At 64.6% G+C, this 18,106-nt stretch carries 17 protein-coding genes; 11 read left to right on the top strand and 6 right to left on the bottom strand.

Annotated elements, in window-relative coordinates; translation table 11 throughout:
- Positions 1-2 precede the first annotated feature (2 nt).
- The 7 genes from NOG11_RS11560 to der all read left to right on the top strand — a co-directional run bounded on the left by NOG11_RS11560 (position 3) and on the right by der (position 7,771).
- A complete protein-coding gene (locus NOG11_RS11560) occupies positions 3-443 on the top strand; it encodes a Na(+)/H(+) antiporter subunit B (RefSeq protein WP_256619921.1) in 441 nt (146 codons plus the stop codon).
- Entirely contained in the window at positions 443-1,084 is a 642-nt protein-coding gene (locus NOG11_RS11555) for a sodium:proton antiporter (protein WP_256619920.1), read from the top strand. The genes NOG11_RS11560 and NOG11_RS11555 overlap by 1 nt, the downstream gene beginning before the upstream one ends.
- Positions 1,084-2,592, top strand: a complete 1,509-nt coding sequence (locus NOG11_RS11550) for a monovalent cation/H+ antiporter subunit D family protein (protein WP_256619919.1) — start codon at positions 1,084-1,086, stop codon at positions 2,590-2,592. Before NOG11_RS11555 ends, NOG11_RS11550 begins: the two co-directional genes overlap by 1 nt.
- On the top strand, positions 2,592-4,085 hold the full coding sequence (locus tag NOG11_RS11545) for a proton-conducting transporter transmembrane domain-containing protein (RefSeq protein WP_256619918.1): 1,494 nt from the start codon (positions 2,592-2,594) through the stop codon (positions 4,083-4,085). Before NOG11_RS11550 ends, NOG11_RS11545 begins: the two co-directional genes overlap by 1 nt.
- The gene (locus tag NOG11_RS11540) at positions 4,082-4,438 is read left to right on the top strand and encodes a hypothetical protein (protein WP_256619917.1); all 357 of its coding nucleotides are present in this window, start codon (positions 4,082-4,084) and stop codon (positions 4,436-4,438) included. Before NOG11_RS11545 ends, NOG11_RS11540 begins: the two co-directional genes overlap by 4 nt.
- Positions 4,435-6,198: a Na(+)/H(+) antiporter subunit D gene (locus tag NOG11_RS11535; RefSeq protein ID WP_256619916.1), complete on the top strand. Its 1,764-nt coding sequence runs from the start codon at positions 4,435-4,437 to the stop codon at positions 6,196-6,198. Before NOG11_RS11540 ends, NOG11_RS11535 begins: the two co-directional genes overlap by 4 nt.
- 205 nt (positions 6,199-6,403) lie before the next feature.
- Entirely contained in the window at positions 6,404-7,771 is a 1,368-nt protein-coding gene (der, locus tag NOG11_RS11530; RefSeq protein WP_256619915.1) for a ribosome biogenesis GTPase Der, read from the top strand.
- Positions 7,772-8,351: 580 nt separating this feature from the next.
- Here the strand turns inward: der and NOG11_RS11525 are convergent.
- The 3 genes from NOG11_RS11525 to NOG11_RS11515 form a co-directional block, all read right to left on the bottom strand.
- Positions 8,352-8,717, bottom strand: coding sequence for an endonuclease domain-containing protein (locus tag NOG11_RS11525; protein WP_256619976.1), 366 nt, complete (start codon positions 8,715-8,717; stop codon positions 8,352-8,354).
- A 208-nt stretch (positions 8,718-8,925) separates the two neighbouring features.
- The gene (locus NOG11_RS11520; RefSeq protein WP_256619914.1) at positions 8,926-9,183 is read right to left on the bottom strand and encodes an Imm32 family immunity protein; all 258 of its coding nucleotides are present in this window, start codon (positions 9,181-9,183) and stop codon (positions 8,926-8,928) included.
- On the bottom strand, positions 9,180-10,358 hold the full coding sequence (locus NOG11_RS11515) for a vWA domain-containing protein (protein ID WP_256619913.1): 1,179 nt from the start codon (positions 10,356-10,358) through the stop codon (positions 9,180-9,182). The genes NOG11_RS11520 and NOG11_RS11515 overlap by 4 nt, the downstream gene beginning before the upstream one ends.
- A gap of 104 nt (positions 10,359-10,462) precedes the next feature.
- Between NOG11_RS11515 and NOG11_RS11510 the strand changes: the two genes are divergently transcribed.
- The 3 genes from NOG11_RS11510 to NOG11_RS11500 all read left to right on the top strand — a co-directional run bounded on the left by NOG11_RS11510 (position 10,463) and on the right by NOG11_RS11500 (position 13,783).
- Positions 10,463-11,248, top strand: coding sequence for a TIGR00266 family protein (locus NOG11_RS11510; protein ID WP_256619912.1), 786 nt, complete (start codon positions 10,463-10,465; stop codon positions 11,246-11,248).
- A 220-nt stretch (positions 11,249-11,468) separates the two neighbouring features.
- On the top strand, positions 11,469-12,428 hold the full coding sequence (locus NOG11_RS11505; RefSeq protein WP_256619911.1) for an alpha/beta fold hydrolase: 960 nt from the start codon (positions 11,469-11,471) through the stop codon (positions 12,426-12,428).
- Positions 12,425-13,783 (top strand): spinster family MFS transporter, encoded by a 1,359-nt coding sequence (locus tag NOG11_RS11500; RefSeq protein WP_256619910.1) that lies wholly within the window; start codon positions 12,425-12,427, stop codon positions 13,781-13,783. Before NOG11_RS11505 ends, NOG11_RS11500 begins: the two co-directional genes overlap by 4 nt.
- Before the next feature lie 135 nt (positions 13,784-13,918).
- On the opposite strand, the gene NOG11_RS11495 is transcribed toward NOG11_RS11500, so the two are convergent.
- From NOG11_RS11495 to NOG11_RS11485, 3 genes are read right to left on the bottom strand one after another with little or no spacing between them, the layout of a single operon-like run.
- Entirely contained in the window at positions 13,919-14,962 is a 1,044-nt protein-coding gene (locus NOG11_RS11495) for an ATP-grasp domain-containing protein (RefSeq protein WP_256619909.1), read from the bottom strand.
- A complete protein-coding gene (locus NOG11_RS11490; protein ID WP_256619908.1) occupies positions 14,959-16,146 on the bottom strand; it encodes a tyrosine/phenylalanine carboxypeptidase domain-containing protein in 1,188 nt (395 codons plus the stop codon). The genes NOG11_RS11495 and NOG11_RS11490 overlap by 4 nt, the downstream gene beginning before the upstream one ends.
- A complete protein-coding gene (locus tag NOG11_RS11485) occupies positions 16,143-16,949 on the bottom strand; it encodes an N-formylglutamate amidohydrolase (RefSeq protein ID WP_256619907.1) in 807 nt (268 codons plus the stop codon). Before NOG11_RS11485 ends, NOG11_RS11490 begins: the two co-directional genes overlap by 4 nt.
- 208 nt (positions 16,950-17,157) lie before the next feature.
- Here NOG11_RS11485 and NOG11_RS11480 point away from each other — a divergent pair, with 208 nt between their 5' ends.
- Positions 17,158-18,009, top strand: coding sequence for a glycosyltransferase family protein (locus tag NOG11_RS11480; protein ID WP_256619906.1), 852 nt, complete (start codon positions 17,158-17,160; stop codon positions 18,007-18,009).
- Positions 18,010-18,106: the final 97 nt, after the last annotated feature.

Below are 18,106 nucleotides of genomic sequence, written 5' to 3'. Positions count from 1 at the left end.
TTATGGGTCACTTGATACTCCGCGTGACGATCAAAACGCTCTTCGCGCCGATCATCCTCTTCGCCCTCTATGTGCAGTTCCACGGCGATTACGGCCCCGGCGGCGGCTTTCAGGCCGGGGTGATCCTGGCCTCGGCCTTCATCCTCCACGCCCTCGGCTTCGGCCTCGACCGCTGCCAGCGGGTCATCCCGCCGAGCTGGCTGCCGGTCGGTATGGCCCTCGGCGTGCTGATCTATGCCGGCACGGGCGTCTATACGCTGCTCTTCGGCGGCAACTTTCTCGACTACGACGTGATCCAGCCGGACAGCCACCACCATGCGGGCCAGCATATCGGCATCATCGCGGTGGAGCTCGGCGTGGGCCTCGCGGTCGCCGCGACCATGCTGCAGATCTACTACGCTTTCGCCGGGAGAGAGCCCGAACCCATGGACGATAGCTGGTAATGATCGAGTTCATCCTTGCACGCTACAACTACTGGATCGTCATCGCGCTGATGATGACGGGGCTCTATATCGTCTTCTCTCGGGGCAACCTCGTGAAGACGCTGATCGGCCTCAACCTGTTCCAGACCTCCGTGTTCATCTTCTACATCACCATGGGCAAGGTGTTCGGCGGCACGGCTCCCATCCTGCTCGGCGGTCATGCGGAAGAGGGGCACGGCGAAGAGCATGGCGGCGACCATGCGGAAAGCACCCATGGCACAGCCTATGGCGAGCACGAGGACAGCTACGCATCTGATCCCCTGCATGAGGGCGGCGCGGTCAACACTATCGAAGAGACCCATGCGGAGCTATCACCCGGCGAGAGCCTCCACACCGCCCCCGAAGGCGCGGTGAACGAACTGGCCAGGGCCGAGACCCCCGCAGGCGATGTGGCCAAAGCCGCGCTCGATCATGGTACGGAGATCCTCTACTCCAATCCGCTGCCCCATGTCCTCATCCTCACCGCCATCGTCGTCGGCGTGGCCACCACCGCTGTGGGCCTGTCCCTGGCCGTGCGTATTCGTGAGGCCTACGGCACCGTCGAAGAGGACCGTTTGGAAGCCATCGACAACCAGGACGACCGGGCCGAGGTGCTCGTCTGATGCTCCTTGATGACCTCCCCGTCCTCCCGGTCATCCTGCCGCTGATCGCGGCGCCGGTGTGCCTGCTGCTGCCGAACAACAAGCTTTCCGGCAGCTTCGCCACCGTGGTCGCCTGGGGCGCCTTCATCCTCTCGGTGATGCTGCTGCAGCAGATCGCGACCGGCGGCGCTGCCGAATACGCCCTCGGCGGCTGGGCCAGCCCCCTCGGCATCGTCTACCGCATCGACCTGGCCGGCGCGATCGTGATGAGCCTCGTCTCGCTCATGGCCGCCGTGACCCTTCCCTATGCGATCGAGAGCATCAGGGCGGAGATCAACGGCTACCAGATCAGCGCCTTCTTCGCGATGTTCCTCATCTGCTTCGCGGGCCTCATGGGCGTGGTGGCGACGGGGGACGCGTTCAACGTCTTCGTCTTCCTGGAGATCAGCTCGCTCTCGACCTACACCCTCGTGGCCTTGGGGGCGAAGCGGGACCGGCGGGCACTGACGGCGGCCTTCACCTATCTGGTCCTTGGGACCATCGGCGCGACCTTCTTCGTCATCGGTCTCGGGCTCCTCTACCAGGTGACGGGTACGCTGAACATGCTCGACATCAACGAGCAGATGCAGGGCCAGGACAACAAGGTCGTGCGTGCAGGCTACGCCTTCATCGTCACCGGCATCGCCCTGAAGCTCGCCATGTTCCCGCTGCACCGCTGGCTGCCCGATGCCTATACCTACGCGCCCTCGGCGGTGACGGCGTTCCTCGCCTCGACCAGCACCAAGGTGGCGATCTACGCCATGCTGCGCTTCCTCTTCACGGTTTTCGGCTTCAGCTTCGGCTTCGCCGATGTCGCCTTCACCTTCTTCCTGATCCTCGGCCTCATCGGCATGTTCTACGCCTCGACGGTGGCCATCTTCCGCGAGGACGTGAAGATGATCCTCGCCTACTCCTCCGTGGCCCAGATCGGCTACATGCTGCTCGGCATCAGCTTCGCCACGGTGGACGGGGTCGGTGCGGCGCTCGTCCATGTGGTGCAGCACGCGGTGATGAAGAGCGCGCTTTTCATGGCCGTGGGCGCGGTCTTCTTCGCCGTCGGCTCGCACAGGCTCTCGGCCTATAAGGGCCTCGCCAAGAAGATGCCGATCACCACCGCCGCCTTCCTCATTGGTGGCCTGTCCTTGATCGGTGTGCCGCTGACTGGCGGGTTCATCTCCAAATGGGTGCTGATCCAAGCGGCGTTCGGAAGCGTACAGCCCGTGCCAACCCTGCTGATCGTGCTGATGATCGTGGCCTCTTCGCTTCTAGCGGTGGCCTATGTGGGCCGGATCGCCTGGACCATGCTGCTCGAAGATCCTGACAACAACGCCCCCGTGAAGGCCGTGCCGCTCGGTATGACCATCCCCATGCTGCTGATGGCAGGGCTGACCCTCTATCTCGGTATCGACGCAGGCGGACTGATCGAGCTCTGCCGCGCTGCCGCTGAGAGCCTTCTGGGCACGGGCTTAGGCTTCGGGAGTGCTTCGTAATGGCTGCGCTCTTCTCCCTTCTCTCGCCTGAGACGGCCATGCTCGTCTCCATGGTTGTGCCCGTCCTCGGCCTCTGCGCCGTGGCGCTTCTCGACCGCCAGCCGAACCTGCGCGAGGCGGCTAGCCTCATCACCGGCGCTGTCACGTTATACTGCACCCTGACAGTCTTTATCGCCGTCGGCGCAGGCGAGCGGCCCACCGTCGAGATCGTGGAGATGCTGCCGGGCCTCTCCCTTCGCCTCGCCGCCGAGCCCCTGGGAGCGCTCTTCGCCCTGATCGCCTCAGGCCTCTGGATCGTCAACACGGTCTACTCCATCGGCTATATGAGGGGGCACGGCGCGAAGGCGCAGACCCGCTTCTACATGGCCTTCTGCGCCGCGATCTCGGCGGCGCTCGGCATCGCTTATGCCGGCAACCTTCTCACCTTCTTCCTCTTCTACGAGGCGCTGACGGTCTCGACCTTCCCCCTAGTCACCCATGAGAGGAACGGCGCAGCGAGGGCAGGGGGCCGGGTCTATCTCGGCATCCTGATGGGCACCTCCATCGGGCTGCTGCTGCCCGCCGTGATCTGGATCTACGGCCTCACGGGGACCACGGACTTTGTCCTTGGCGGCATATTGGGTGAGCTCGTCCAGAACATGCCCGTGGTGTTCGCCATCCTCCTCAGCCTCTCGGTCTGGGGTACGGCGAAGGCGGCGCTGATGCCCTTCCACCCCTGGCTACCCAACGCCATGGTCGCGCCGACGCCGGTCTCGGCCTTCCTTCACGCCGTCGCCGTGGTGAAGGCAGGGGTCTTCGGTGTGCTGAAGATCAGCCTCTACACCTTCGGCGCCTCGAATATCGCCGCCTCAGGCATGTCGGACGTGATCCTCTACGTGGCGGCCTTCTCCATCCTCGCCGCCTCGCTGATCGCCATGACCCAGGACAATCTCAAAGCGCGCCTCGCCTATTCCACGGTCAGCCAGCTCAGCTACGTGACCCTCGCCGCGATGCTCGCCACCCGCTACGGCATCCTAGGAGGCGGCACACAGATCGCCGCCCACGCACTCGGCAAGATGACCCTCTTCATGTGCGCAGGCGCCATCGCCACGGCGCATCACCTCAAATACATCTCCGATATGAGAGGGCTGGGGCGCATCATGCCGTATACGTTCGCCGCCTATATCATCGGCGCGTGCTCCATCATCGGGCTTCCTCCCCTCGCAGGCACCTGGCCCAAATTCTTCCTGATGCTGGGTAGCGCGGAGACGGGTGACCTGATCCTGATCGCGGTGCTGATCATCTCGAGCCTCCTCAACATCGTCTATCTCCTACCCCCGGCGGTCAGGGCCTTCATGGACCCAGTCCCTGAGGGCATGGACGACAGCCGCATCCAGGAGGCCCCCGCCGCCGCCCTGGTACCCGCCTGGGTCACGGCGGTCGGCTGCCTCGTTCTCTTCTTCCTCATGGGCGACCTCGTCCGCTATCTCGAACCCCTGGTGGAGGGGCTATGAGCGACCACCCTGAAATCAGGCCCGAAGAGCGCAGCGTATTCGAGACACCGAAGACCCTGCGGCTCATCTGGATCATCGTTCCGGCGACCTGCGCTTTCTTTGCACTGATGAATGTGGTGCTGGCGATCCTGCATAAGACCCACCCGCACTTCACCCTCGACGCCTTCCCCGTCTTCTACGGCGTGGTGGGTTTTCTCAGCTTCTCCTTCATCGTCCTGGCGGGTCAGCATTTGCGCAAGATCCTGATGCGCCCTGAAGGCTATTATGACGGCGCCGAGGCGGAGCTTCCGAGGATCGGCCGCGACGACGAGGTGGCGGTGGACGATGCGGACCTAGGGGACGCACGCCGATGATCCCGTTCCTGCCCGCCGATACGAGCCCCGCCGTCATCCTGATGACCCTCGGCGCGCTGATGGTCTTCTTCGGACCCAGGGGCCGGGGCATCATCGGCATCGTCGCCGTGGTCCTCAGCTTCTTGCAGCTCCTCTCCTTGGGCGTCGGCCCCATGGGGGACGCGCAGATTTACGGCGTCTCCCAGGTGATGGGCTATGAGTTCGCGCCGCTCCGGCTCGACAAGCTGTCGGTGATCTTCGCCACCATCTTCCACTTCGCCGCCCTCCTCAACGTCATCTATGGCTGGCAGCACGCCACCAAGATCGAGGCGTCTACGGGCCTCATCTATGCGGGCTCGGCCATTGGCGGAGCGCTGGCGGGGGACCTCCTGACCCTCTTCATCTACTGGGAGATCGCAGCCCTTTCCTCCGTGTTCATCGTCTGGGCAGGCGGCACCCACATGGCGTTCAAGGCGGGGATGCGCTACCTCGTCATCCAGGTCATCTCGGGCCTCGCGCTCTTCGCTGGCATCGTTCTGCACCTGAACGCAGGAGGTTCCTCCGAGTTCGGCGCGTTCGAGCTCTTCACCGAGGCGGGAACCAACCCGGCGGCGGCGCTGATCCTTCTGGCGTTTGCCATCAAGGCCTGCTTCCCGCTGCTCCATACCTGGCTGCAGGACAGCTACCCGAAAGCTTCGGCGGTGGGCGCGGTGATGCTGTCGGCCTTCACCACCAAGCTTGCCATCTACGCCCTGGCGAGGGGGTTTGCCGGGACCGACATCCTCATCCCCATCGGCTGCGTCATGACCGCCTTCCCGGTCTTCTTCGCGCTGATCGAGAACGATCTGCGCAAGGTGCTGGCCTACTCGCTGAACAACCAGCTCGGCTTCATGGTCGCCGCCATCGGCATCGGTACGGAACTGGCGATCAACGGCGCGGCGGCCCACGCCTTCGTCCATATCACCTATAAGGCGCTCCTCTTCATGGGCATGGGCGCGGTGCTCGTCCGGGTGGGGACGGCCAAGGCGACGGAGCTCGGCGGCCTCCACAAATCCATGCCGCTGACCACCATCTTCACTATCATCGGTGCCCTGTCGATCTCGGCCTTCCCTCTCTTCTCGGGCTTCGTGGCCAAGTCGATGATAACCCTGGCCGCAGCCGAGGAGCATATGTTCTTCGCCTATCTGGCGCTCCTCTTCGCCTCCGCCGGTGTGCTAGAGCACTCAGGGATCAAGATCCCGTATTTCGCCTTCTTCGCCCATGACCGCTTCGCGCCATCTTTACGGGGAGGGGCGCCGAGGCCGGAAGAGGCGCCCCGGCCCATGCTGATCGCCATGGGGCTGGCGGCCTTTGTCTGCATCCTGATCGGCATCTACCCGCCGATCCTCTACGGACTGCTGCCCTACGAGACAGACTACCACGCCTATACCTTCGAGCATGTGGCAACGCAGATGCAGCTTCTGATGTTCGCGATCCTCGCCTTCATGCTGCTGGTCAGATTCAAGCTCTATCCGGCGGAGGTGCGGTCGACGAATCTCGATGTGGACTGGTTCTGGCGCGTGCCTGGCTACCGCGCAGTGATGGCCGCGAAGAACGGCGTGGTCGCCGTCTGGCACCGCGTCTGGGGCGGGATCAAGGAGGGGCAGTCGGCGCTTCTTTCCGGCCTGGGCGTTGCGGCGGGGCCGGGCGGCAGGCTCTCGCGCAACTGGACCGTGGGCTATACGGCGCTGACCACGGCGGGGGTTCTCGCGGTGGTGCTGATCGCGGTGTTCGCGAACTAGGGTTCTATGTTCCGTCATCCCGGCCGTAGCGAAGCGGAGAGCCGGGACCCATGGCCTGTGGGTAACGACAGCCACAACGGCAGCGCAGCCTGCTCGGTCCGGTCCATGGGTCCCGGATAAGCCTGACGGCTTTCCGGGATGACGCGGTGGAGAACCTACAACGCAACATGACATCCCCCTCCGCATCTGCTAGCGGCGCCCGGCTATGCTCAAGCTCGCCATTATCGGCCGTCCCAATGTCGGCAAGTCCACTCTGTTCAACCGCCTGGCCGGGCGGAAGCTGGCCATTGTGGATGACCAGCCGGGGGTGACCCGCGACCGGCGGGACCTCGACATCACCTTCGGTGACTTCGACGTGCGGCTGATGGATACCGCAGGGCTCGAAGATGCCGCCGACGGCAGTCTACAGGCGCGGATGCGGGAGGGGACAGAAAAAGCCGTCGCCGACGCCGACATCGCCTTCTTCATGGTGGACGCCCGCTCGGGGCTGACGGCGCAGGACAGGAACCTCGCAGAGATCCTGCGCGCTTCGCCCACCCCCGTGGTTTTGGTCGCCAACAAGACGGAAGGCCGCGGCGAGGAGGGCGCCTATGAGGCCTACGAGCTCGGCCTCGGCGACCCCATCGCCATCTCCGCCGAGCATGGCGAGGGCATGGCCGACCTCTACCAGGCCATGGCCGAGACCGTGGAGCGTCATGGCATCGACCCCGACAAGGACGAGGAGGAGGACCCCGAGTTCAAACCCCTCCGTGTGGCGATCGTCGGGCGGCCCAATGCGGGCAAATCGACGCTGATCAACAAGCTCCTGCAAGAAGAACGCATGCTGACCGGTCCTGAAGCCGGGATCACCCGCGACTCCATTGAGGTGGACTGGGTCTGGTCCGACGGAGAGCGCGACTGGCCGGTGGCCCTCTGGGACACGGCGGGCATGCGCAAGAAGGCGAAGGTGCAGGAGAAGCTGGAGAAGCTCTCCGTGGGCGACACGCTGCGCGCGGTGCGCTTCTCCGAGGTGGCGGTCTTGGTGATCGACGCCACCCAGCCCTTCGAGAAGCAGGACCTCCAGATCGCGGACTTCATCGCCGAGGAGGGTAGGGCCGCCGTCATCGTCGTGAATAAGTGGGACCTGGTGGAGGACACGGATCTCGCCGCCAAGGAGCTGCGCCTCGACGCCCTGCGCGCCATGCCCCAGTTCGGTGGGGTGCGGGTGGTGTTCCTCTCGGCACTGACGGGCCGCTACATCGACAAGCTGATGCCGATGATCGTCGAGGCGTACCGCGACTGGAACGCCAAAGTGAAGACTGCTGAGCTCAACCGATGGCTCGAGGGGGTGGTCGCCCACCACCCGCCGCCTGCGGTAGGGGGCAGGCGGATCAAGATGCGCTACGCCGCGCAGATCAAGACCCGGCCCCCGACGGTGGTCATCAAGTGCCAGCGCGCGGCGGAGGTGCCTGAGAGCTACCGGCGGTATCTGGTGAACTCGATGCGGGAGAGCTTCGAGCTCGAGGGGACGCCGGTGCGGGTGTTCCTTCGGGCCGGGGAAAATCCGTATGAGGGGAAGAAGAAGAAGCGGTAGGTAGGGCGGTCTGCTGGTCAGGGTTGGCCGCGTTGTAGAGACCAACGAGGATCGCGGCCAATTGCTGCGCCGCTGACCGCACTACGGCCATACCGAACATCCGCCTCGCGGCGGACTTACGGAAAGGTCGTTCGGGGACCACGCGCGGCTGGCTGCTGCGGAGGGTTCGAAAAATGACTGTGCGGCAGCCTGAGGGCTTCCCAGGGCCCGAGCCGCGCGTGCTCGTAAGAGGTGCTTCGCCAGGGCCAATCCTTAGCTCACCCGGCGGGGTCTTTCTTTCGGCACCCGGACGTTAAGCGGACACACCGCCCCCAGAACCGAAGCGCCCCCTAAGGCACAACTCGCGGTCAGCAGCCGGTACGGAAGAAGGCGCCGCTCCGTCCCCTGGCCCGGGGGGCCATCCGCTGACGGGAGGGTTGTAGGGCATGGAGAAGGGGCGGGGATAATTTGGTGCGTGGGGGCGTAAGCCCCCTCAGCCTGCCGGCAGCTCCCCCACTTGTGGGGGAGCGAGATAGAGGGCCAACATTGCTGCTGCTTCCCTCCCCCACTGGTGGGGGAGGTGCCCGAAGGGCGGAGGGGGCTACCGCGTCGGATTGGAAGCGACTTCGTCGGCAACCGATAGTATACCGGACAGAACCGCCTCTATCTCCTCGCGAACCTCCCGGTTCGTTGCTCTGTAGACGGTCCAGCCTTCGGATTGAAGGAACACGGTTCGGCGGTGATCATACAGCAGCGCTTCCTCGTCTTCGAAATGACTGTCCCCATCGACTTCGATGGCAAGCTTCAGTTTAGCGCAGGCGAAATCGAGGAAGAACGGACCGACCGGGTGCTGACGTCTGAAGCGGTAGCGTAGGTGCTTGCGGCGCAGGTGAAACCAGAGGCGCTGTTCGGCTAGCGGCATGGTATTCCGCAGATTCCGTGCCCGGTTAGTGGTTTTGCAGGCCATTGTACGTTCATACCCATTAAGCGTGTTCACACAACGTTCCTATGCAGCTCCGCTGCCTCCCCTTCAGCCTGCCGGCAGCTTCCCCTCAAGGAGGGGAAGCGAGGAGGGGGCGGCGGACGCTTCCTTGCTTCTCTCCCCCACGAGTGGGGGAGGTGCCCGGAGGGCGGAGAGGGCTAGGACCGCTCTCACCTTCTCGGTCTTGGGTTGATCAGTGACGTCCTAGCACAAGTTCGACGGAGGACTGTTCTGGCCAACCACTATCGGCGATATGGTAGTGTGAATGAACGTCAGTTGACGCAGCAAGTCTCAGACTCAACTCCGCCAAGTTGATGAGGGCTACAACGTTTCCGTCCACCAGAACCATGTCCCCATCGACTTCCAGCTTCCACTCAGCTGGATCGGTGACAGCACCTTTCTCTGCTAACTCGGAAAGTAGTTGGGCAATATCAAGAATCGTTTTGGTCACCGCTTCAGCTCCCGTATCGCCTTCTCCAGCCCCTCCAGTGTCAGCGGGAACATCCGTCCATCGAAGAGCTGCTCGGTCAGGTCGATGCTCGGCGTCCACTTCCAACGGTCCTCCCGCACGGGGTTGAGCCAGACGGCCTTCTCGTAGATCTGCAGCAGGCGGCGCATCCAGATGGCGCCGGCTTCCTTGTTGTAGTACTCGACCGAGCCGCCGGGCATGGTGATCTCGTAGGGGGACATCGACGCATCCCCGACGAAGAGGACCATGTAGTCCGAACCGTAGGTGTGCAGAACTTCCCAGGTGGGGGTCTTGTCCGACCAGCGGCGGTTGTTGTCCTTCCACACGAAATCGTAGAGGAAGTTGTGGAAGTAGAAGTATTCGAGGTGCTTGAACTCCGACCGGACAGCAGAGAAGAGCTCCTCGCAGAGCTCCACATAGGGGTCCATGGAGCCGCCGATGTCGAAGAAGACGAGGAGCTTGACCGCGTTCCTCCGTTCGGGGCGCATCTTCACGTCGAGATAGCCGTGGCGGGCGGTCGAGTCGATCGTGCCGGACAGGTCGAACTCGTCGGCGGCGCCCTCTCGCGCGAAGCGGCGCAGCTTCCTGAGGGCGATCTTGATGTTCCGTGTGCCGAGCTCCTTCTGGTCGTCTAGGTTCTTGAACTGCCGCTTCTCCCAGACCTTGACCGCGCGCTTGTTCCTGGACTGGCCGCCGATGCGCACGCCTTCTGGGTGGTAGCCCGAGTTGCCGAAGGGGGAGGTGCCGCCGGTTCCGATCCACTTATTGCCGCCCTCGTGGCGGCTCTCCTGCTCTTTCAGGCGCTCTTCTAGCGTCTTCATCAGCTCGTCCCAGCCGCCTAGCTTCTCGATCTGGGCCTTCTCCTCGTCCGTCAGGTACTTCTCGTTGAGGGCGCGGAGCCAGTCCTCCGGCAGCTCGGCCGTTTCGGGAGCCATCTCGGCGAGGCTCTCGATCCCTTTGAAGGTCTCTCCGAACACCGCGTCGAAGCGGTCGAGATGGCGCTCGTCCTTCACCAGGGCCGCGCGTGAGAGGTAGTAGAAGTTCTCGACCCGCATATCGGCCAAGTCCTGCTTCATCGCTTCGAGCAGGGTCAGGTACTCGCGGAGAGAGACGGGGACGTCGCGGTCCTTGAGGGCGCGGAAGAAGCTCGTGAACATGAGGGCGGCGTAGCGCGGGCGCGGACAGGGGGGAAGGGACTGCGCAAACCGCGTGCGTGGGGGGTTCTCGCTTCCTACATTGCGCGCAGCAAGCGGAGGCCAGCATGGGTGCAGCGGACGAAGTCGACTACGAGATCTTCGGCGAGGAGATGCAGTATGTGGAGGTCGAGCTCGACCCCGGCGAGAGCGCCGTGGCCGAGGCGGGCTCCATGATGTACAAGGACGCCTCGATCGACATGACCACGGTGTTTGGCGACGGCTCGGCCCAGACCGGCGGGTTCATGGGGGGCCTTCTCGGAGCCGGAAAGAGGCTTCTGACCGGTGAGAGCCTGTTCACGACGGTCTTCACCCATCAGGGGCAGGGCAAGGCGAGGGTCGCGTTTGGCGGGCCGTTTCCGGGCACGATCCTGGCGCTGGACCTCGCCAAGAACGGCGGCAAGCTGATCTGTCAGAAGGATAGCTTCCTGGCGGCGGCCAAGGGGGTGCAGATCGGCATCGACTTCCGGCGCAAGATCGGGGCGGGCCTGTTCGGCGGCGAGGGCTTCATCATGCAGAGCCTAACCGGCGACGGCATGGTCTTCGTGCATTTCGGCGGCGCGATCAAAGAGCGTGTGCTGGCTCCCGGTGAGGAGCTGCATGTGGATACGGGGTGCCTTGCGGCTTTGGAGCCCACGGTGGACTACGACGTGACCCTGGCGGGGAGCGTGAAGACCATGGTGTTCGGGGGCGAGGGCATGTTCTTCGCTCGGCTGCGCGGCCCCGGCAAGGTGTGGCTGCAGAGCCTGCCCTTCTCGCGCCTGGCCGGACGGGTGCTGGCCAATGCCGGCTCCAGCGGGCAGGGCGAGAGTTCGGTCCTCGGCGGGGTGGGGGACCTCCTGCGCGGCGACTGAACCGTTCCCACGCGAGCGGAAGTGTTCAATCGGCAGGATCGAAGCTGTCGTAGCCAATGCGGCTCGCGAGCCTCTAACCTGAGGCCTGTAGGGAACGATGGAAGCGGCGCCTCGAAAGAGGCGTTAAGGCGGACCGGTTCGATGGTCTGCCGCCTCGGACGCGCCGCAACCGTCTTGGAAAGGCCCGGCATCACGGTCGGCCGTCGGGAAGCTCCTCACGATGCGTATCGTGTTCGCCATCTTAGGTCTTCTGGGTTTCGCCGTTGCGGCTGTTTTCGTCTGGACGGGCCTGCAGCAGCGAACGCAGAACGCAGGGGCCGCCCCCGATCAAACCGAGCTTGTCTTGCCCCCTGCGCAGGACGAGCCGGCTGATCTCTACGCCGATGTCGCAGGCGCCCGGATACGGTACCGGGTCAGCGGTCCGGAAGACGGACCGACGCTTCTGCTCCTCCACGGCTTCACCTTCAGTCTGGAGAGCTGGGACGCGCTGGCGGATAGGCTCGACGAGCGCTACCGGGTGGTCCGCTACGATCTCCTCGGCCACGGTCTGACCGGTCCCGACCCGCAGGAGCGCTATGCGCCGGGGGACCGGGCGAGCTTCGCCGGTGAGGTGATCCGCGCCTTGGCTCTCGAGCAGCCGGTGGTGATCGGAAACTCGCTCGGGGGGCTGATCGCCTGGAGGCTCGCAGCGGCGGAGCCCGAACTGGTGCGCAGCCTCGTTTTGATCGCGCCTGGAGCGTTTCCGTTCAACGGGGTGACGGAGGAGCCGGCACCCATCCCGCCAGGGGTCGCGTTCTTCCTGCGCAGCCCTTCCGAACCCCTCCTTCGCGCCAGCCTCGCTTCGGTCTATGCCGACCCCGCTGTGATCACGGAGCAGAAGCTGGCGCTGGTCGGTGAGCGGATGAAAGGCAATGGTGACGCCTTCATCCGCTCACTCGAACTCTTCACCCTCCCTGACCCGTCGGACACCCTCTCGGTGATAGAGCAGCCTACGCTGATCATCTGGGGCGAGGAGGACCGGATCATACCCCCCATGCACGGGCCTCTGGTCGCGGACGCCATGCCGAAGGCGAGGCTCATCACGTATCAGGGCATCGGCCATGTGCCGCAGGAAGAGGTGCCGGGCCGGGTGGCGGGAGACATCGAGGCGTTTCTCGAAGGGCTGGAGCCGAGCGAGTGAGCGCGACGACGGCGCGAGACGCGAGGGGAAGCGACAGCGCGGGTTACAGGGCATGGGTCCTGTTCGTCCTGATCCTCGTCTACACGTTCAACTTCATCGACCGGCAGATCATCGGTATCCTGCAGGTTCCGATCAAGGCGGAGTTCGGCCTGACGGACCTGCAGGTCGGCCTGATGTCGGGGTTTGCCTTCGCTTTGTTTTACGCAGGTATAGGCATACCCGTTGCCGCCCTCGCCGATAAAAAGAACCGTGTCGTCATCATGACGGCCGCACTGACGATCTGGTCCTTCTTTACTGCTATCTGCGGTGCAGCGCAGAACTACGCCCAGCTCTTCCTCGCGCGCCTCGGCGTCGGCGTGGGGGAGGCGGGAGGCGTGGCGCCGGCCTACAGCCTGATCGCCGACTCCTTTCGACCGAACCAGCGAAGCCGGGCGCTGGCGGCCTACTCCTTCGGCATTCCCATCGGCAGCGCCATCGGCATCATCCTGGGCGGGGTCCTGTTGAGCTATCTCGACTGGCGTGCTGCCTTCATCATCGTAGGATTGGCAGGACTGCCACTGGCGCCGCTCCTGCTGTTTACCGTCAAGGAGCCCGAGCGCGGACGTTTCGACGCCAAGCCTGTCACTCCGGTGGGTCAGCAGAGCACCCTCAGGGGGCTTATCGAGGTGCTGAAGGTCCTTGCGCGCAAGCCAAGCTTCTGGGGCCTCAGCCTCGGCGCGGCGTGCTCCTCAATGATGGGCTACGGGCTTTTTCTATGGGTGCCGTCCTTCCTGATGCGGAGCTTCGGCGGGGAGCTGGCCTCGTTTATTGCCTTCATGCCGGACGCGCTGGTGCCGGACAATGCGGGCCCTCTTCTCTACGCCGCCTATTTCTACGGCGCGGTGGTACTGATCGGCGGGATCGCCGGGATCTGGCTCGGTGGGATGTTGTCCGACAAGTTCGGTGTCGAGCGGAAGAGCGCCTACGCGCTCGTGCCCGCCGCCGCCTTCGCGCTCACCGTGCCCTTCCTGGCGGTAGCCGTGCTGACGCCTTCCCTGGGGCTTGTCTTCCTAGCGATGATCGTGCCGACAGCGCTGGGCCTCGTCTGGCTTGGACCTGTCATCTCCGCCTTCCAGCACCTAGTGCCGCCGCATATGCGTGCGACGGCCTCGGCGGTGTTCCTCTTCATCAACAATCTGATCGGCATCGGGGTGGGTCAGCCCGCCATCGGCCTCATCTCCGACCAGCTCGCGGCAAGCTATGGCGACGAGTCCCTGCGCTACGCGATCCTGACGGGTTGCGTGTTCTACGTGGCGGCTGCCGGGCTGATGGCGCTGACGGCGCCCCGGCTGAAGAATGATTGGGAGGGCGGCTAAGTAGGGGCCGTCATCCCGACCGTAGCGCAGTGAAGGGCCGGGACCCATGGACCTTATGGATCAGGCATTCAGACGGTTTGGTCCATGGGTCCCGGATAAGCCGGACGGCTTTCCGGGATGACGGTGAGGGCGCCGCTAAATGCAAACCAGATCGCTGGTCGGCATGTTGGGGTAGTTCTTCTTCAGACGGACCTTGTGCTCGAGGTCGCGGATGATGGCGCCGGAGAAGTCCTTGCCCGTGATGTCCTCGGCCATGTTGATGCCGCCGGGCGTGTCCACGTTGATCTCCATCATCTTGTTGCCGACGATGTCGAGCCCGGCGAAGTACATGCCGTCCTGAATGAGGCGGGGGCTGGCGATCTCGGCCAGGCGCAGGGCGTCGGCGTCGGGCTGGGCCATCTCCACCGAGCCGCCTGCGGTGATGTTCGAGCGTCCGTCGCCGCTCTCGTTGAAGCGCTTGAAGCAGGCATAGATGCCGTCCACCACCAGCGGCCTGCCGTTGAGCGTCAGCAGGCGGAGGTCTCCCTCGGCGGCCTTGGGCAGGTACTCCTGAACGATGGCGTAGCCGTCGCGGACCGTGGCCTCGATCATCACGTTGAGGTTGGCCGTGCTGTCGTCCTTGATGACGAACACGCCCTGTCCGCCCGAGCCCTGCAGCGGCTTGATGACGGCCTTGCCGCCCATGCTCTCGATGAAGGTCTTGATCTCGGCCATGTCGCGGGTGATCAACGTCTCGGGTCTGATGATCTCCGGGTAGGTCTGGAAGTAGGTCTTGTTCTGCGCGTCGGTCAGTTTCTTGGGGTCGTTGAGAACGATCACCCCCTGGGCCGCGATGATCTGGGCAAAGAGGAGGCCGGAGGTCGGCGCCCAGGGCCGGTTGACGACCTCGTTGGCAGGATCCGAGCGGAGGAGGACGATGTCCTCGTCGCAGATGGCGATCTTCTGCACCTCGTTCTCGTCGTCCTGCAGGTCGCCGAGGATGTCGGCGTCGTCCTCGTAGTCGTCGCGCCGCGGACGTTTGCCGAAGCCGGAGACGCGGCCGTCGGGCTCGTAGACGAAATCCACGATGCTGACGAGCGCCACCTGGTGACCCATGGAGATGGCGCGCCGGGCCAGACGGATCGTGGTGTAGTTCTCCTGTTCGGTGGCGATATCGTTGATGACGAAGGTCAGCTTCATGGGCAGGGCTCTTCCTGGTAGAGATCGGCAAGGTCGATGGTGCGGGCGAGATCGAGCCGCTTGGCTGCGCCCTCGCGGTTCAAGAAAGCGGGGAGGATGAGGGGAGGTTCGAGGAAGCCCTCCTCGAGCAGTGTGCGGATGACCGGGAGGTGGCCGAGATCGAACTTGCCGCAGAAGAAGGTCTCGAAGTCCTCCCCGGCGGCCAGGGCTTCGAGAAGACCCTTCAGCCCCCTGAGGTAGCAGGCGTCCTTGGTCAGACCGCCGCCGCGTAACGCCCTGACGGCGGTGTCGAAGGCGTCGTGCTCGGGAAGCTCGACCTCCTCTTTCAGTAGGGAGAAGATCGACGGCAGGTCCTCGCCCCGCAACGCGGCTTCGCAGGCGAGGACCCTGGCGGCGATGACCCGCAGTCTTGCGGGGGGCAGGAAGCCCGCGACGAACTCGGCGAAGGTGCCCAGGCCCTCCTGGAGAGCATCGTAGTGGGCGGTGCCGGCCTCGAAGAGATGCAGGGGCTGGTGAAAACCGTTATAGCGGGTGACCACATGCACGCCGACCTCGTGGGCGATGAGGGGGCAGAGCCTGGCCTCAGGCAGGCGGCTGTCGCGGTCGATATAGAGGTGGCCGTGATTGACCATCATCATGGAGTTGAGGTCGTCCACCACATGGACCTCGGCCCAGATGTCGGGGGCCGCTTCCCGGTAGCTGTCGATCTCCGCGCGCGCCTCGCCTGCGATCTCCTCCGCACCCACCTCTTCCGGGATGTTCTCTCCGACGGGTGCCGTCTCGAGGATACGCTTGGCATCGCTGAGAAGCACTGCCTCCACCCCGCCGAAAAGCTCGATGGAGATGGCCTGGAAGCCTGCCTTGTCGCGCTGGGCGAGAAGCTCGAGCTGGAGGTTCAGCTCGGCCTGCTTGGCGCGGAGGAGAGCCTGGAACCTGGGCTCGCGCACATCGGTGATGGGTAGCGACTGCAGCTCCCGGCGCGCTTCCTCCAGGTCGATCTCCACCTTCGGATAGGTGAGGGAGGGCGCCTCGCGGTAGCCGCTGGCCTTGAAAGCATCCCAGCGCTCGTGGTTGCCCGTAGGGGAGAGGTGATGCAGCCAGTCGATGGAGCGGTCGAGTTTCAAGAGCGCCTCGTCGCACTCTACCGCCGCAGGAGAGACCTCGTAGTTCTCACCCGGTCTCACCGGGAGAGCTCCCGCTTCAGGCTCGTAACCGCGCGCGTGAGGCCCTGGCGCAGGTCTTCGACCACGGGGAGGAAGGCCGCGCCGGTCCACTCGTCCATGTAGAACTTCTTGTACTCGAGGGTGACGGTGGCGACGTTCTCGCCATAGTTCGCGTACACCCATTCAGGCCAATGACCACCGTCCGGGTAGCGCACATTGCGGCGCACATCGAGCTTTCGGCCCGCAGCCTCCTCGCGTCCAACCTCCTCCTCGATGATGTCCACCAGCCTGCCGAAGCGGGCATGGTCCGTGGTCGTCACGCCGAGGTCGATGTCGGGGTTGTCCTCCTGGGGACCGGGCGCGGAGAAGGCGCCGTCGCGGCGGTGGTTGTAGCTGTGGATGTCGAGGAGGACGACCGTGCCGTGCTGGGCGATCAGATGCTCGATCCACTTCGCCATCAGGGCGTAGTAGGCGTCCCATTCCTTGAGAATTGCTTCCTTGCGCCGCTCATCCGGGGGATCGGCCCAGACGTCGAGGCCCCAGGCATCGTCCGGCGTCATGTAGACGGCCTTCTCGCGGGCGCGGTTCAGATCCACCTGAAAGCGCGAGACGAAGCAGCGGAAGCTGTGATCGCCGACCGAGGCCCAGATGCCGGTCATCGGGTCCTCTTCGCGGCGGCGGCCCTCGCTGGAGAGCTGGAAGCGGTCTTCGAGGTCGGGATCGGTGAGGTGTCCGGCGTGGACGGCGGTGGCCAGCACGGGACCCGCGCCCTGCGCGATCTCCCAGCCTGGACGGGCGAAGGGCAGATGGTTGAAGTAAGTCACGCCCCTCTGACGGGCAGGGGAGCGGTATGGTTCCTTTTCTCGGCAGAGAGCTAGGTCCCGACCGTACCGCGTGCCGTCCGGAGGATCAGTGAGCGCTGATAAGTGGTTGAAGAGGCTCGGACTACCGATGGATGCCGACTTCGCAGGCCGCTGCTTTGCGTGCCTGGCGCCTAGGAAGAAACCAGGCTCGCCATGCGCGTTTTGCGGTGTGGCACTGCCGCCGGAGGGCCAGGAAGAACGCGCGGCGGCGGAGCTCGACGCTTCTCTCGTGCCTGGCCGGTACCGGGCTCCCCCTGATGCGGCGTGGCGAGCCGACGACATCGTGCTGCGTCAGCTCGCCCTGGCGAAGGGTCTGGCGTTCGAAGCGGACGATCCTGATGCTTTCAGCGGCCACAAGGACCAGGTCGCCGAGGGCACGTTACGAGCGCACGAAGGGCGGCGGCCCCCGCAGGTCTCCGTCATCATTCTGACCAGGGCGGACGATAGAAGGGCAGAAGAGGCGGCCGGAAGGGCTGCGGAGATCGCTTCCGAGGTCGTGCTGGTGGTGGACGCGGAAAAGGAGGAACCACTAGGGTTCGATCCGCGCGGCGCGAGGGTGATCCGCCGTCTGCTGGCCGGTGACTTTGCTGCCCAGCGCAACACTGGTCAGGCCGCTGCCAGCCACCCCTACACGCTGCACCTCGATACCGACGAGGCGCTTCAGGTCGGCAGGGAGGATTTGTCTCTCCTCTGCTCCCTCATGCAGCGGGACGGTTTGCGCGCGGTGGGTTTTCCGCGCCGGAACATGGTCGACGGGCAGCTTTCCGCTCTCTACCCCGACGTTCAGTACAGGCTGCTTCGTCGTGATGAGCGGTTCGAGGGCCGTGTTCATGAGCGGCCTAGGGTCTGCAGCGAAGACTGGACGAGGACCACCATCGCCTTCGGTCTTGGCATGGAGCACCGGCTGAGCGGCGAGCATGTGAGAGCCCGGCGCGAGCGCTACGACGCTTTGGGGCAGGGGGCCGAACGCCGCGCGGAGGCTAGGCTGCTCTCCGCACCCTTTCCGCGGGAAGAGCGCTAGGCGTTTGTTTGGCGGTTACATCGTTTGCAAACAGATGGAGAGGTAAGCGCTACTCCCCCTCAGCCTACCGGCAGCTCCCCCTCTAGAGGGGGAGCGA

It is taken from the genome of Parvularcula maris, from assembly GCF_024505085.1.
In the GTDB taxonomy this organism is placed as follows: domain Bacteria; phylum Pseudomonadota; class Alphaproteobacteria; order Caulobacterales; family Parvularculaceae; genus Parvularcula; species Parvularcula maris.
The sequence above is the reverse complement of the archived record's forward strand: the minus strand, read 5'-3'. Positions and strand labels throughout refer to the sequence as shown.

Excerpts from the sequence above, each read along its gene's own strand:
- NOG11_RS11560 (WP_256619921.1), top strand. The coding sequence starts at position 3 with ATGGGTCACTTGATACTCCGCGTGACGATCAAAACGCTCTTCGCGCCG.
- NOG11_RS11555 (WP_256619920.1), top strand. The coding sequence starts at position 443 with ATGATCGAGTTCATCCTTGCACGCTACAACTACTGGATCGTCATCGCG.
- NOG11_RS11550 (WP_256619919.1), top strand. The coding sequence starts at position 1,084 with ATGCTCCTTGATGACCTCCCCGTCCTCCCGGTCATCCTGCCGCTGATC.
- NOG11_RS11545 (WP_256619918.1), top strand. The coding sequence starts at position 2,592 with ATGGCTGCGCTCTTCTCCCTTCTCTCGCCTGAGACGGCCATGCTCGTC.
- NOG11_RS11540 (WP_256619917.1), top strand. The coding sequence starts at position 4,082 with ATGAGCGACCACCCTGAAATCAGGCCCGAAGAGCGCAGCGTATTCGAG.
- NOG11_RS11535 (WP_256619916.1), top strand. The coding sequence starts at position 4,435 with ATGATCCCGTTCCTGCCCGCCGATACGAGCCCCGCCGTCATCCTGATG.
- der (WP_256619915.1), top strand. The coding sequence starts at position 6,404 with ATGCTCAAGCTCGCCATTATCGGCCGTCCCAATGTCGGCAAGTCCACT.
- NOG11_RS11525 (WP_256619976.1), bottom strand. The coding sequence starts at position 8,717 with ATGGCCTGCAAAACCACTAACCGGGCACGGAATCTGCGGAATACCATG.
- NOG11_RS11515 (WP_256619913.1), bottom strand. The coding sequence starts at position 10,358 with ATGTTCACGAGCTTCTTCCGCGCCCTCAAGGACCGCGACGTCCCCGTC.
- NOG11_RS11510 (WP_256619912.1), top strand. The coding sequence starts at position 10,463 with ATGGGTGCAGCGGACGAAGTCGACTACGAGATCTTCGGCGAGGAGATG.
- NOG11_RS11505 (WP_256619911.1), top strand. The coding sequence starts at position 11,469 with ATGCGTATCGTGTTCGCCATCTTAGGTCTTCTGGGTTTCGCCGTTGCG.
- NOG11_RS11495 (WP_256619909.1), bottom strand. The coding sequence starts at position 14,962 with ATGAAGCTGACCTTCGTCATCAACGATATCGCCACCGAACAGGAGAAC.